The organism is Streptomyces sp. NPDC090119, assembly GCF_044747085.1.
In the GTDB taxonomy this organism is placed as follows: Bacteria; Actinomycetota; Actinomycetes; order Streptomycetales; family Streptomycetaceae; genus Streptomyces.
In genome coordinates, this window is record NZ_JBIVDK010000001.1 from 358,674 (window position 1) to 371,521 (window position 12,848).

The 12,848-nt window shown below is 71.9% G+C and carries 13 protein-coding genes; 10 read left to right on the forward strand and 3 right to left on the reverse strand.

The features are described 5' to 3' along the window. Positions 1-160: 160 nt before the first annotated feature. The 8 genes from murC to ACIPPM_RS01620 all read left to right on the forward strand — a co-directional run bounded on the left by murC (position 161) and on the right by ACIPPM_RS01620 (position 8,758). Positions 161-1,552 (forward strand): UDP-N-acetylmuramate--L-alanine ligase, encoded by a 1,392-nt coding sequence (murC, locus tag ACIPPM_RS01585; protein WP_401441903.1) that lies wholly within the window; start codon positions 161-163, stop codon positions 1,550-1,552. A gap of 15 nt (positions 1,553-1,567) precedes the next feature. Then, positions 1,568-1,975 (forward strand): peptide-methionine (R)-S-oxide reductase MsrB, encoded by a 408-nt coding sequence (gene msrB, locus ACIPPM_RS01590; RefSeq protein WP_401441904.1) that lies wholly within the window; start codon positions 1,568-1,570, stop codon positions 1,973-1,975. A 255-nt stretch (positions 1,976-2,230) separates the two neighbouring features. After that, entirely contained in the window at positions 2,231-3,355 is a 1,125-nt protein-coding gene (locus ACIPPM_RS01595; RefSeq protein ID WP_401441905.1) for an ABC transporter ATP-binding protein, read from the forward strand. Next, positions 3,352-4,005 carry an ABC transporter permease gene (locus ACIPPM_RS01600; protein WP_401441906.1) on the forward strand — a complete coding sequence of 218 codons (654 nt, stop codon included), beginning with the start codon at positions 3,352-3,354 and terminating at the stop codon, positions 4,003-4,005. The genes ACIPPM_RS01595 and ACIPPM_RS01600 overlap by 4 nt, the downstream gene beginning before the upstream one ends. Further along, the gene (locus ACIPPM_RS01605) at positions 4,002-4,670 is read left to right on the forward strand and encodes an ABC transporter permease (RefSeq protein WP_401441907.1); all 669 of its coding nucleotides are present in this window, start codon (positions 4,002-4,004) and stop codon (positions 4,668-4,670) included. Before ACIPPM_RS01600 ends, ACIPPM_RS01605 begins: the two co-directional genes overlap by 4 nt. Positions 4,671-4,779: 109 nt before the next feature. After that, on the forward strand, positions 4,780-5,739 hold the full coding sequence (locus ACIPPM_RS01610) for an ABC transporter substrate-binding protein (protein ID WP_401441908.1): 960 nt from the start codon (positions 4,780-4,782) through the stop codon (positions 5,737-5,739). Between the two features lie 155 nt (positions 5,740-5,894). Beyond that, positions 5,895-6,260: an ArsR/SmtB family transcription factor gene (locus ACIPPM_RS01615; protein WP_401441909.1), complete on the forward strand. Its 366-nt coding sequence runs from the start codon at positions 5,895-5,897 to the stop codon at positions 6,258-6,260. Between the two features lie 5 nt (positions 6,261-6,265). Continuing rightward, positions 6,266-8,758, forward strand: coding sequence for an HAD-IC family P-type ATPase (locus ACIPPM_RS01620; protein ID WP_401444113.1), 2,493 nt, complete (start codon positions 6,266-6,268; stop codon positions 8,756-8,758). On the opposite strand, the gene ACIPPM_RS01625 is transcribed toward ACIPPM_RS01620, so the two are convergent. Further along, a complete protein-coding gene (locus tag ACIPPM_RS01625; protein ID WP_401441910.1) occupies positions 8,749-10,323 on the reverse strand; it encodes an LCP family protein in 1,575 nt (524 codons plus the stop codon). The two genes, ACIPPM_RS01620 and ACIPPM_RS01625, sit on opposite strands and share 10 nt — an antisense overlap. A 123-nt stretch (positions 10,324-10,446) precedes the next feature. On the opposite strand from ACIPPM_RS01625, the gene tatA reads away from it, so the two are divergent. Further along, positions 10,447-10,638, forward strand: coding sequence for a Sec-independent protein translocase subunit TatA (tatA, locus tag ACIPPM_RS01630; RefSeq protein WP_401441911.1), 192 nt, complete (start codon positions 10,447-10,449; stop codon positions 10,636-10,638). A gap of 89 nt (positions 10,639-10,727) precedes the next feature. Here the strand turns inward: tatA and ACIPPM_RS01635 are convergent, their stop codons facing one another. Together ACIPPM_RS01635 and ACIPPM_RS01640 are read right to left on the reverse strand one after the other, a co-directional pair. Beyond that, complete coding sequence (locus ACIPPM_RS01635) at positions 10,728-11,141, reverse strand: DUF6114 domain-containing protein (protein WP_401441912.1); 414 nt, start codon at positions 11,139-11,141, stop codon at positions 10,728-10,730. A gap of 4 nt (positions 11,142-11,145) precedes the next feature. Then, positions 11,146-11,808, reverse strand: a complete 663-nt coding sequence (locus ACIPPM_RS01640) for a DUF6230 family protein (protein WP_401441913.1) — start codon at positions 11,806-11,808, stop codon at positions 11,146-11,148. Between the two features lie 392 nt (positions 11,809-12,200). Here ACIPPM_RS01640 and ACIPPM_RS01645 point away from each other — a divergent pair, with 392 nt between their 5' ends. Beyond that, the gene (locus ACIPPM_RS01645; RefSeq protein WP_401441914.1) at positions 12,201-12,848 is read left to right on the forward strand and encodes a Tat pathway signal sequence domain protein; all 648 of its coding nucleotides are present in this window, start codon (positions 12,201-12,203) and stop codon (positions 12,846-12,848) included.

The following is a 12,848-nucleotide window of genomic DNA, read 5'->3' on the forward strand; positions in this document are numbered from 1 at the left end:
CGGCCCCGGCCGCCTCGCCACCGTCAGCCGGGCGGCGCCATCCCCACGGCCCCGCCCGGCGCACCCCGGCCGGGGGTGCGGGAGTCGCGGGAGCAACTCATGGGGGAGCAACGCATAGGGTGTAGACCCTCTGGCCCGCTCGTATCTGGGAGAACATCGCATGGCACCCGGCCTTCCTACCGCCATGGACCGACCGCACTTCATCGGCATCGGGGGCGCCGGGATGTCGGGGATCGCGAAGATCCTCGCCCAGCGCGGCGCCCGGGTGGCGGGCAGTGACGCCAAGGAGTCCGCGACCGCCGAGGCGCTGCGGGCGCACGGCGCCACCGTGCACATCGGGCACGCGGCCGACCACCTCGCCGACGACGCCAGCTGTGTCGTCGTCTCCTCCGCGATCCGGCAGGACAACCCCGAGCTGGCCCGCGCCGCCGAGCTGGGCATCCCCGTGGTGCACCGCTCCGACGCGCTCGCCGCGCTGATGGAGGGCCTGCGGCCGATCGCCGTCGCCGGTACGCACGGCAAGACCACCACCACCTCGATGCTCGCCGTCTCGCTGACCGAGCTGGGCGCCTGCCCGTCGTACGCCATCGGCGGCGACCTGGACGCGCCCGGCTCCAACGCCCTGCACGGCGCGGGCGAGATCTTCGTGGCCGAGGCGGACGAAAGCGACCGCAGCTTCCACAAGTACGCCCCCGAGGTCGCCATCGTCCTCAACGTCGAGCTGGACCACCACGCCAACTACGCCTCGATGGACGAGATCTACGAATCCTTCGAGACGTTCGCCCAGAAGATCGTGCCCGGCGGCACCCTGGTGATCTCCGCCGACCACGAGGGCGCCCGCGAGCTGACCCGCCGGGTGACCGGGGTGCAGACGGTGACCTACGGCGAGGCCGAGGACGCCGACGTACGGGTCCTGAAGATCGTGCCGCAGGGGCTGAAGAGCCAGGTCACCGTCCTGATGGGCGGCCGTGAGCTGACCTTCGCCGTCTCCGTGCCCGGCCGCCACTACGCGCTCAACGCCGTCGCCGCGCTCGCCGCCGGTGCCGCCCTCGGCATCCCCGCCGACGAGCTGGCCCCCGCCCTCGCCGCGTACACCGGCGTCAAGCGGCGCCTCCAGCTCAAGGGCGAGGAGGCGGGCGTGCAGGTGATCGACTCCTACGCCCACCACCCCACCGAGATGACCGCCGATCTGGAGGCCATGCGCGGCGCCGCCGGGGACGACCGCCGCATCCTCGTCGTCTTCCAGCCGCACCTGTTCTCCCGCACCCAGGAGCTGGGCAAGGAGATGGGCCAGGCGCTCACCCTCGCCGACGCCTCCGTGGTGCTCGACATCTACCCGGCGCGCGAGGACCCGATCCCCGGCATCACCAGCGCGCTGATCATCGAGGCCGCCCGCGCGGCCGGTGCCGATGTCACCGCCGTGCACGACAAGGCGGACATCCCCGAGGTCGTCGCGGGAATGGCCAAGCCCGGTGATCTCGTTCTCACCATGGGCGCGGGCGACGTCACCGACCTGGGCCCGCTGATCCTGGACCGCCTGTCGCAGAAGTAGAAGGGGCTGATCCTCATGGCGTACGACGTCGAGAAGCCGGACGAGCAGTGGCGGGCGGAGCTGAGCCCCGCCGAGTACACGGTGCTCCGTCAGGCGGGCACCGAACCGGCCTTCACCGGTGAGTACACGGACACCAAGACCGAGGGTGTCTACTCCTGCCGGGCCTGCGGTGCCGACCTGTTCACCTCCGGCACCAAGTTCGCCTCGCACTGCGGCTGGCCGTCGTTCTTCGACCCGAAGGACAGCGACGCGGTCGAGCTGATCGAGGACCGCTCGCACGGGATGGTCCGCACCGAGGTCCGCTGCTCCAACTGCGGCTCCCACCTCGGGCACGTCTTCGAGGGCGAGGGCTACCCGACGCCCACCGACCAGCGGTACTGCATCAACAGCATCTCGCTGCGCCTCACGCCCGAAGAGGGCTGACACCGCACCCCCGCGATGCCCACCTGCCGGAAACGGGAGGTGGGCATCGTCACATGATCGTAGGAATGGAACGGCCGGGACTGGGTAGCAGCCTCCCGATTCATGGGACCGTCCGGCCGTGGCACGACCACGGGTGCGCGCGCCCGCACCCGGTCCGGTCGCCCTTTCGCGCTCTCCGGGTGCCGTGGCCCGTGCCGTCTAGACTCGGCCGGCACGGTTCCTGGCACTCCTGCCAACCGAAGGGCGCGCGGCGTTTTGATACGGATAGATTCAGTCACCAAGCGATACCCGGACGGCACGGTCGCGGTCGACCGGCTGTCGCTGGACATACCGGACCGCGCGATCACCGTCCTCGTCGGCCCCTCCGGCTGCGGCAAGACGACCACCCTGCGGATGATCAACCGGATGGTGGAGCCCAGCGAGGGCAGCATCCTCCTCGACGGCGCCGACATCCGGCAGCAGCCCGTCAACTCCCTGCGCCGTTCCATGGGTTACGTCATCCAGAACGCCGGGCTCTTCCAGCACCGCACCATCATCGACAACATCATCACCGTGCCCCGCCTCCTCGGCTGGAGCAAGGGCAAGGCCCGCGAGCGCGCGGCCGAACTGATGGAGCGGGTCGGGCTGGACAGCTCGCTCGCCAAGCGCTACCCCTACCAGCTCTCCGGCGGTCAGCAGCAGCGCGTCGGCGTGGCACGGGCGCTCGCCGCCGACCCGCCGGTCCTGCTCATGGACGAGCCGTTCTCCGCCGTCGACCCGGTGGTCCGCAAGGGACTCCAGGACGAACTGCTGCGCATCCAGGACGAGCTGGGCAAGACCATCGTCTTCGTCACCCATGACATCGACGAGGCCGTGAAGCTGGGCACCATGGTCGCCGTGCTGCGTACGGGCGGACACCTCGCCCAGTTCGCGCCGCCCTCCGAACTGCTCACCGCGCCCGCCGATCCCTTCGTGGAGGACTTCCTCGGCGCCGACCGGGGCATCCGCCGCCTGTCCTTCTTCCCGTCCGACGGGCTGGAGCTGGACACCGAGCCGGTCGTCCCCCTCGACGCAGACGCCACCCGGCTCACCCCGCGCGGCAGCGCCCCGTACCTGCTCGTCACCGACGCCGACGGCCGCCCGCTCGGCTGGGGCGAGCCGGGCACGCTCACCGCCGGTGACATCGACCCGGCCCGACTCCTGTCGCACGGGCGGCCGTTCCGGCCGGGCACGGACTCGCTGCGTACCGCCCTCGACGGTGCCGTGCTGTCGCCGACCGGCTGGGCCGTGGCCGTCGACGGTGAGGGGCGCGCGGTCGGCGTGGTCTCGCAGGCGACCATCGGCGAGGCCATCCGCACCGCGCACACCGAGGACCGTCCGGAGGTGACGGCGGCCGGATGAACGGCTTCTTCGACCTCCCCAGCGACCTCCAGCACAGCTACTTCGGCCTGATCGGCCTGCACCTGCGCGAAGCGCTGCTGCCGGTGCTCGCCGGGCTCCTGCTGTCGCTGCCCATCGCCCAGCTCTGCGCCCGCTTCCGCTGGCTGTACCCGCCGGTCCTCGGCGTCACCACCGTGCTCTACGCGATCCCGTCGCTGGCGTTCTTCGTGATCCTCATCGACTACACCGGACTGAGCGAGATGACGGTGATGATCCCGCTCGCCGTCTACAGCCTGGTCGTGCTCGTCCCCGCCATCGTGGACGGCGTCCGCTCGGTGCCCCCGGAGACCCTGGCCGCCGCCGAGGCGATGGGCCTGGGTGCCGTACGGCGGTATCTCCAGGTGCAGTTGCCCATCGCCGTGCCCGCCATCATCGCGGGCCTGAGGGTCGCCACCGTGTCCAGCATCTCGCTGGTCAGCGTCGGCATGCTCATCGGCAACCAGGGCGCCCTCGGCAACATGCTGAACGACGCCAACCTCTACCACCGCCCCGAACTCGCGGTGAACTCCGTGGTGACCACGGCCCTGTTGGCGATCCTCGTCGACGCGGCACTGGTGCTCGCCCGCACCCTGCTGACCCCGTGGATGCCGAAGAAGGGGGCCACCCGGTGAACGTCCTGGACTTCGCGCACTCCTTCTTCGCCGACCCGGCCCGCTGGCACGGCTACGACGGCGTCCCCACGCGCCTGGTGGAGCACGTGGGTTACTCCCTGGAGGCCCTCGCCATCGCCGCGCTCATCGCGCTGCCGGTGGGCCTGATCGCCGGGCACCTCAGGCGCGGCGGCAACGCCCTGTCGATGGTCGCCACGGCCGGCCGGGCGCTGCCCAGCTTCGGTCTGCTGGTGCTGCTGTTCATCTGGTTCGGCTTCGGCACGCTGCCCGTGATGGTGCCGCTCGTCGTGCTCGCCGTACCGCCGATCCTCGTCACCACCTACGAGGCCATCCAGACCGTCGACCCGTCCCCGGTGGACGCGGCGCGCGGGATGGGCATGACCGAGCCGCGCATCCTGTTCCAGGTCGAACTCCCGGTCGCGCTCCCGGTGATCTTCGGCGGACTGCGCACCGCGGCCGTCCAGATCGTCTCCACGGCGACCATCGCCGCGTACGTCAACTTCGGCGGGCTCGGCCGGTACATCATCGACGGGCTCTACCAGAAGGACTACGAGAAGGTCGTCGGCGGCGCCACGCTGGTCGCCGGACTCGCCCTGGTGACCCTGCTGGTGTTCTGGGCGCTTTCGAAGCTCACCGTGTCGCCCGGAGTGCGGCGCAGTGGCTGACCGCCTCACCGGCGCGTTCATGCCGCCGACACAAACACGCGCGTATCGAGGCCAATCGGTGACCTCGGTTCCCTTGACTGACAAATCACGAACTGGCTTGGATCAACAGGTGACTTACAACAACCGCATCAGCAAGTCCATCCGGGGGAACCGAGGGGCGGCGCTGGTCGCCCTCGCGGCGGCGACGACGCTGCTTGCGGGCTGTGGCTCCTCCGACGGCAAGTCCGACAACCCGCTGGCCGGAGGCGGGGCGAGCGGGGACACCGTCGTCGTCGGCTCCAACAACTTCGCCGAGAGCATCCTGCTCGCCGACCTCTACGGCGAGGCCCTCAAGGCCAAGGGCGTCGAGGTCAAGTACCAGCCCAACATCGGCAGCCGCGAGACCACCTACGGTCTGCTGAAGAACGGCTCCGTGACGCTGCTGCCCGAGTACAACGGCGCGCTGCTGGCCTACCTGGACCAGAAGGCGGCCCCCAAGTCGACCGACGAGACCACCAAGGCCATCGAGGCCAAGCTGGACTCCAAGCTGACCCTGCTGAACCCCTCCCCGGCGGAGGACAAGGACTCGGTCACGGTCAACGCGGCCACCGCGAAGAAGTACAACCTCACCGCCAAGTCCTCCATCGGCGACCTCAAGGGCATCGCCAAGGACCTGGTCATCGGCGGCTCCCCGGAGTTCCAGACCCGCCACCAGGGCCTGAGCGGCCTGAAGGAGCTGTACGGGCTGGAGTTCAAGTCCTTCAAGTCCCTGGACGCGGGCGGCCCGCTCACCCAGGCGGCGCTGAAGAAGGACTTCGTGCAGGCCGCGGACCTCTTCACCACCGACCCGGTGATCGCCAAGGAGAAGTTCGTCGTCCTGAGCGACCCGAAGAACCTCTTCGGCTTCCAGAACGTCCAGCCCCTCGTGCGCAAGAACGCGGTGCCGCAGAAGGGTGTGGACGCGCTCAACGCGGTTTCCGCCAAGCTGGACACCAAGACCCTGCTCGACCTGGACACCCAGGTGCAGGTCCAGCACAAGGACCCGCTGGACGTGGCCAAGGAGTGGCTGAAGGCCAACGGCCTCGGCTGACCCGGCCCGCACCCCCGCGCCTCGCGCACCCCGCCACCCGGACCGCCCGGCCGACGCACACCGCGTCGCCGGGCGGTCCGCGTGTACCCGCACGGCACCTAGACTGACTGGTCGGACAGCGACCGGACAGCCGAGACCGTGTGAGGAGGAGAGCAGTGGCGACAGGGCCCGCAACCGGCCACCAGGACCCGTCCCCGCAGGTCCTCGGCGAGGCGGCCGCCGCCTTCGGACTGCTCGCCTCCCCGGCGCGGCTGCACCTCGTCTGGGCGCTCGCCCAGGGCGAGAGCGATGTCACCGGGCTCGCCGAACGGGTCGGCGGCGCGCTGCCCGCCGTCAGCCAGCACCTCACCAAGCTCAAACTCGCCGGACTGGTCCGCTCCCGCCGCGAGGGCCGCCGCCAGGTCTACTTCGTCGACGCCGACGAACAGGCCGCGCTCGTGGATGTCGTCCACCTCCTCGTCGGCCGCCTCACCGAACAGACCGCTCCCGCCGCCCCGGCCCGCCGCCTGCGCGGGCTGTGACCGCGGTGCCGGACACCTCGCTGCGACTGCTGCGGCGCCTGGACACCGGCCCGCGCGGACTGACCGACACCGAGGCGGACGCCCGGTCCGCCGCGTACGGGGCGAACACCCCGGCCGCCCCGCCGCCCCCGCCGTCCTGGCCGCGCCGGTGCGTACTTGCTCTGCGCGACCCGTTCACCGCCGTACTACTCACCCTCGGCCTGGTCTCCGCGTTCGTCGCCTCCTGGGGCGCCGCCGCCGTGATCCTCACCCTGGTCGCCGTCAGCTGCGCGCTGCGCGCCGCCGGGGAACGCCGCGCCGACCGCTCCCTGGCCGCGCTGCGCGACCTGGTCACCGGCACCGCGACCGTGCTGCGCCGCGCCGACCGCACCGACGAGCCGCGCGCCCGCGAGGTCCCGGTCGCCGACCTGGTGCCCGGCGACATCGTCCGGCTCGGCCCCGGCGACCTCGTACCGGCGGACGTACGGCTGCTGCGCACCCGCGGGCTGACCGTCCGGCAGGACACGCTCACCGGTGAGTCCGCGCCCGTCGACAAGGAGGCCGTGGACGCGCCGCGCCGGTTCGCCGAGTCCCATCTTTGCTTCCAGGGCAGCCATGTCGTCGCGGGCAGCGCGACCGCCGTGGTGGTGGCGACCGGGGCGCGCACCCGGTTCGCCGCCGCGCAGACAGCCCCCGTCCGGCGCGGTCCGAGCGCCTTCGACCGGTCCGTGCGCGGCATCTCCTGGGTGCTGGTCCGGTTCGCGCTGCTCACCCCGCCGCTCGTCCTCATGGCGAGCGCCGCCCTGCACGGCCGGATGCTGGAGACCCTGCCGTTCGCCGTCGCGGTGGCCGTGGGGCTCACCCCCGAGATGCTCCCGGTGATCGTCACCACCTGCCTGGCCCGCGGCGCGTCCCGGCTGGCCGACGCCCACCGGGTCGTCGTACGACGGCTCCCCGCGCTGCACGACCTCGGCGCGGTCGACGTGCTGTGCCTGGACAAGACCGGCACCCTCACCCGGGACCGGCCCGTCCTCGTGGCCGCGCTCGGGCCGGACGGCCGGGACGACCCCGAGGTGCTGCGCCGGGCCGCCGTCGCCGCCTGGTGGGGCCTCACCCTGTCCGAACTCCCCGCCCCGGACGCCCTGGACGAGGCCCTGCTCACCGCCGCCGGACCGGTCGGCGAGGAGTACGACGGGGTCGCCGCGCTCCCCTTCGACCCCGCCCACCGGCTGGCCACCGCCGTGGTCACCGGCGCCCTCGGGCGGCATGTGCTGATCACCAAGGGTGCCGCCGAGGACGTGCTCGACCGGTGCGCGCTGCCCGACGCCGAGCGCCACCGGCTGCTCGCCCTCGCCGCGCGGCAGGCGGAGTCCGGGCTGCGCGTCCTCGCCGTCGCCACCGCCGAACTCCCCGCCCGCACCCGGCCCTACCGGCCCGAGGACGCCCGCGGCCTCACCTTCCGCGGCCTGCTCACCTTCCGCGACGACCTGGCCCCCGGCGCCGCCGAGGCACTGCGCACCCTGATGGGCCTCGGCATCGAGGTCCGCGTCCTGACCGGCGACCACCCCGCCACCGCGCAACGCGCCTGTCGGGACCTGGGACTGACGGTGGGGGAGGTGCGCGCGGGCGGCGCTCCGCAGGCGGCCGGGACACCGGGCGCCGTCACCGTCGTGGCCCGGTGCACCGCCGAGGACAAGGCGCGGGTCGTGGCCGGACTACGGGCGGCCGGGCACACGGTCGGGTTCCTCGGGGACGGCGTCAACGACGGGCCCGCGATGCTCGCCGCCGACGTGGGCGTGGCACCGCGCGGTGCCGTCGACGTGGCCCGCGAGAGCGCGGACGTGGTGCTCGGCGAGAAGGACCTCCGCGCCCTCGGGCACGCCGTGCTCGCCGGCCGGCACAGCAGCGCCAACATCGCCTCCTACCTGCGCGTCACGCTCTCCTCCAACCTCGGCAACGTCCTCGCCATGCTCGCCGCCGGACTGCTGCTGCCGTTCCTGCCGATGCTCCCCGTCCAGGTGCTCGCGCAGAACCTCTGCTTCGACGCCTCGCAGCTCGCCTTCGCCGACGACCGCCCCGACCCCGGCGCGCTGCGCCGGCCGACCCGGCTGCGGCCACCCGCCTTCCTGCGCTTCCTCACCGGCTTCGGCCTGCTGAACGCGGTCGCGGACCTCGCCACCTTCGCCGTGCTCACGCTCGCCCCGCACGGCGGTGCCGTCCTGGACGACCCGGTGCTGTTCCACTCGGCCTGGTTCACCGAGAACCTGCTCACCCAGGCCCTGGCGATGCTGCTGCTGCGCTCGGGACGGCACCTCGCCGGGCCCCGCCCCGGCCCGGTCGGCTGGGCCTCGGCCGCGCTGGCCGGTGCCGGACTGCTGCTGCCCGCCACCCCGCTCGGCGCGCTCCTCGGCCTGACCGCCCTGCCCGCCGACCGCTACCTCCTGCTGGCCGTCGTCCTCGTGCCGTACGCGCTCGCGCTGACCGTGGCGCGGGTGCGCCACGACCGGCGTCAGCCGTAGGTGAGGTTCGCGCAGGGGTTGTCGTCCGCCGAACGCGCCCCGTTGGCCACCTCGCTGGGCACCGAGGCCGATGTCGAGGACGGTGTCGGGTCGGTCGCGTACGCCTGGCCGAGGACCACGTTGATCCGGGGCGCGCCGATCTGCTCCAGCTGGGCGCCGGGGAAGACCTTGGCCACGGTCTGGGCGCGGTCCGCCATGCCGGGGCCGTACTGGACGACGGTCGCCAGGTGGTTCTGGGAGAGCGCGGTGGCCGTACCGGTGACCGTGAAGCCGGACGCGGTGAGCGTGGCCGAGCCCTTGGCGGCGAGCCCGGTCACCGTGGTGCCGTTGTAGACCGCCACGGCGATGCCCTGGCCGGAGACCGGGGCGGGGGAGTGCGTGGCCGGGCCGGGCTTCTTCGTCGCCTTGCCCTTCCCACCGCTGGCGTCGGCGCCGTCGATCGTACGGTCCGCCTTCAGCGCGGCCCACAGCTCACCGGCGTCCGGCTCCACGACCGCCACCCGCGAACCCGCGTACCGCCAGGGCACGGTGACGAACTTGGTGTTGTGCAGGTCGACGTCCTTCAGCGACATGGCGAACGACAGCAGCTTGTCGGCGCTGCCCAGTCCGGGATCGACGGTCATCGACCTGGTCGCCGCGTCGGCCAGGGGCAGCAGCTTGGTCGGGGTGAACCCCTTGTCCTTGACCTCCTTCAGCAGGCTGCCGACGAACGCCTGCTGCCGCTTGATCCGGCCTATGTCGGAGCCGTCGCCGATGCCGTGCCGGAGGCGGACGTAGTCCAGCGCCTGCCGTCCCGCGACCGTCTGCTCGCCCTGCCGGAAGAGCAGCGTGCCCTTCGTGGCCCGGTTGGGGTTCAGGTCCTTCTGATAGACGTCGTTGGGCAGGCACACCTTCACCCCGCCGACGACCTGGGTGAGCGCGGCGAAGCCCTTGAAGTCCACGACCACCGTGTGGTCCACCCGCAGCCCCGTCAGCTGCTCCACCGTGTTCTGGGTGCAGGCCGGGTTGCCCTTGTCGGTCTCGCCGACGGAGAAGGCCGCGTTGAACATGGTGTCGGGCTGGGCCTGGGTCCAGCCACCGGTGGGGAGCTTGCAGGGCGGGATCGACACCAGGGTGTCGCGCGGTATGGACACGGCCAGCGCGTGCTTGTGGTCGGCGTATATGTGCAGCAGCAGCGTGGTGTCGGAGCGGCCGACGCCGTCCTTGTCGCCGCCGCCCAGCGCCGCGTTGCCGTCGGTGCGCGCGTCCGAGCCGATCAGCAGGACGTTCTCACCCTTGGACGAGCCCGCCGGGCGGTTGTCGGAGAGGCCGCCCGCGTCGAAGGTCTGGATGTTGCCGTTGAGCTTCAGATACACCCAGCCCGCGCCCGCGCCGCCGAGGACCACCAGCGACAGGCAGACGAGGATGGCCACCCGTGCTCTGCGCGCACGGCGCCGCCGCTGGTCCCGCGCGCCGGACCGGGTGCCGCGGCCCGCGTCGCCGGGACCGCTCTCGCCGTCCGGGGTGCCCCGCCCGCCGCCGCGTCGCCGTGACGGTGCCGTTCCCCGGCTGCTCGTGATGCTCATCGGCCGCCCTCTTGTGCCTCTCCCTGGGTTGTACAGTTGCGCAATGTAGCAATCATCGCTGAACGGGCCGGAGGCGCGGGAGCCCCGGCCGTCAGGAATCGCGTGAGAAAAGGGAGGGTGGCCGTGCTCCGGAACGGACTGGAACCCTGGCATCTGCTGGTCGTGGCGATCGTCTTCATCGTGCTGTTCGGCTCCAAGAAGCTGCCGGACACCGCCCGCTCGCTGGGCCGGTCTTTGCGCATCCTCAAGAGCGAGGCGAAGGCGATGAAGGACGAGAGCGCCGCCCCGGCGCCGGTCGACCCCGCTGCCCAGTGAACTCGCCATGCCGGGGGAGAAGTTCCCGTATCACCTGAAAGAGGGAGAACCCGGCGGCAGGGTGCCGTCGGGTCCGAGGAAGCCGCTGTTCAGGCGCGGGCCCGCTCCCGGCGGCGCTGCCGTCGGGACACGCGTGCCTCCTGGTCGGGCAGCCAGCCGAAGGTCAGGCAACTGCCGACGACGCCGAGCAGCAGGCCGATGAAGAAGCCGCCCAGGTTGGACGTGAGCCAGGTGCCCAGGGTGACCAGGACTCCGGCGAGCGAGTAGAACAGCCGCTGGGCCGGGTTGAAGAGGATCAGCAGTCCCAGCAGCACCATCAGGGTGGGCAGCAGATAGCCCGCCAGCCCCTGCATGCCGATGTGCATGACGACCTTCAGCGACGCCTTCTCGGTGAGCAGGATCTCGGCGCCGCCCAGCGCGAGCAGCAGCCCGCCCCAGAACGGCCGACGCCCCCGCCAGTCACGGAAGGACGCCCGCGCTCCCCGGCGCGCACGCTCCGGCACCGGCTCAGCAGCCCGAGTCGCTGAAGCCCAGTTTCAGACCGGGCAGCTTGAACACGGCCGCGGTGGTCGCGTAGTTGGTCTGGCGCAGGTTGGCGATGTGCACGGTGTCGGCCTGCTGGGAGAAGACGCCGATCGGGCCCTTGGCGTTGGCCTTGTTCAGCGTGCTGGCGTCGTTGCCGATCTCGATGTTGTCGAAGGAGGCGTCACCCGACAGCTCGGTGGAGTCGGTGGTCAGATCGGTCGCCGTCACCTTCTTCTCGCCCTGGCCCGCCTTGATCAGCAGGTTGGTGCCGCCCAGGTCGACGCTCTGGCAGAGCTTGGTGAGGGTGGCGCTCTTGATCGCGGAGGTGACGACGAGGACCTGCCCGCCGGTGTCACCCGCGTTCGGGCTGCCGTCCGCCATGTTGTCGAGGCCGCCGAACTGCTCGAAGCCGGTGCCGTTCAGCTCGGTCGCGGTGACCGTGAACGGCATGCCGGAGATGGCGAACTGCACACCCAGCGCGCCCTCGGCGGTCAGGATCGCCAGACCGGCGGCGACCAGGGTGGCGGGGATCGCCAGTACGGCGGCCCGGCGGTACCGGACGCGTCCGCGCCGTTCGCCGCCTGCCGGGCCGGGCTCGGGGGTGGGGGTGGGGTCGGTGGACGAGAGGTCCGGGGACGAGGCCATGTCTGCTCCCATGGGTGCGGGTCCATGTGGTTCCAGGTGGCGCGTTGTCCTGGCGCGGACAAGGGCGATCGCCGGTTACGCGGCGGTAGCCTGCTCGGAAGTTACCGCCGGTTACATGGAGGGTCAAGGGAGTGGTGAAAAGCAGCTCCCGGCCCTGCGAGAACGGCCGATGGCTGCCCCAACTCGCCTTCTGTGTATTGACGTTGACCACACATCCGGTCTACAACTCTGCCTGATCTCCTCGGGACCGTGGCGCCGGGCCCGACGAACGGCACGCGCCCGTTTCCCGGCTTCTCCGGACGGCCGTCCCGTAGGCCGAACCCGAACGAATCCCGCATCGCATCACGGCACACCCTGCTCTCCGTCCCCCACCTCGGAAGAGAGGCACCCGCATGCGCACCCTCCTCGCTCTCGCCGGAACCGTCACCGCGCTCACCCTGGCCGCGGCCGTCCCGGCCGCCGCCGACGGCGGCGCCGTGCTGACCACGGGCGGTGTCGGCGGCACCGCCGTCGCCGTCGGCGACACCCTCACCGCGCCGCTCGCCACCGGCACCTCCGCCACCCTGTACTCCAGCGCGACCGGCACCAGCGGCGTGAAGTGCACGGCGTCCCAGTTCACGGCCCAGGTCACCGGCAACCCGGCCGCGCCGGGCGCCGCCACCGAGTCGGTCACCGGTCACACCTTCGACAGCTCCAGCTGTACCAGCAACGTCACCGGGGTCCTCGGCGTCAGCGGCATCACCGTCGACCACCTGCCCTACACCGCGTCCGTCGCCTCCGACGGCACCCTCTCCGTCGCCCCGGCGAGCGGCTCGACCATCCAGACCACGGTCAAGCTGCGCACCCTGCTCGGCTCGATCAACTGCGTCTACCAGGCGCCGAGTCTGACCGGGAAGGCGGACAACGCCGACAGCAGCATCACCTTCACCAACCAGCAGTTCACGAAGGTGTCCGGCTCGTCGCTGTGCTTCGCCAGCGGCTACTTCACCGCCAAGTACGCCCCCGTCACCGACGCGGGCGCGCCGGTCTTCGTCAACTGA

Bases quoted from the DNA above. Each gene is read 5' to 3' on its own strand.
- murC (WP_401441903.1), top strand. From the start codon at position 161: ATGGCACCCGGCCTTCCTACCGCCATGGACCGACCGCACTTCATCGGC.
- msrB (WP_401441904.1), top strand. From the start codon at position 1,568: ATGGCGTACGACGTCGAGAAGCCGGACGAGCAGTGGCGGGCGGAGCTG.
- ACIPPM_RS01600 (WP_401441906.1), top strand. From the start codon at position 3,352: ATGAACGGCTTCTTCGACCTCCCCAGCGACCTCCAGCACAGCTACTTC.
- ACIPPM_RS01625 (WP_401441910.1), bottom strand. From the start codon at position 10,323: ATGAGCATCACGAGCAGCCGGGGAACGGCACCGTCACGGCGACGCGGC.
- ACIPPM_RS01640 (WP_401441913.1), bottom strand. From the start codon at position 11,808: ATGGCCTCGTCCCCGGACCTCTCGTCCACCGACCCCACCCCCACCCCC.
- ACIPPM_RS01645 (WP_401441914.1), top strand. From the start codon at position 12,201: ATGCGCACCCTCCTCGCTCTCGCCGGAACCGTCACCGCGCTCACCCTG.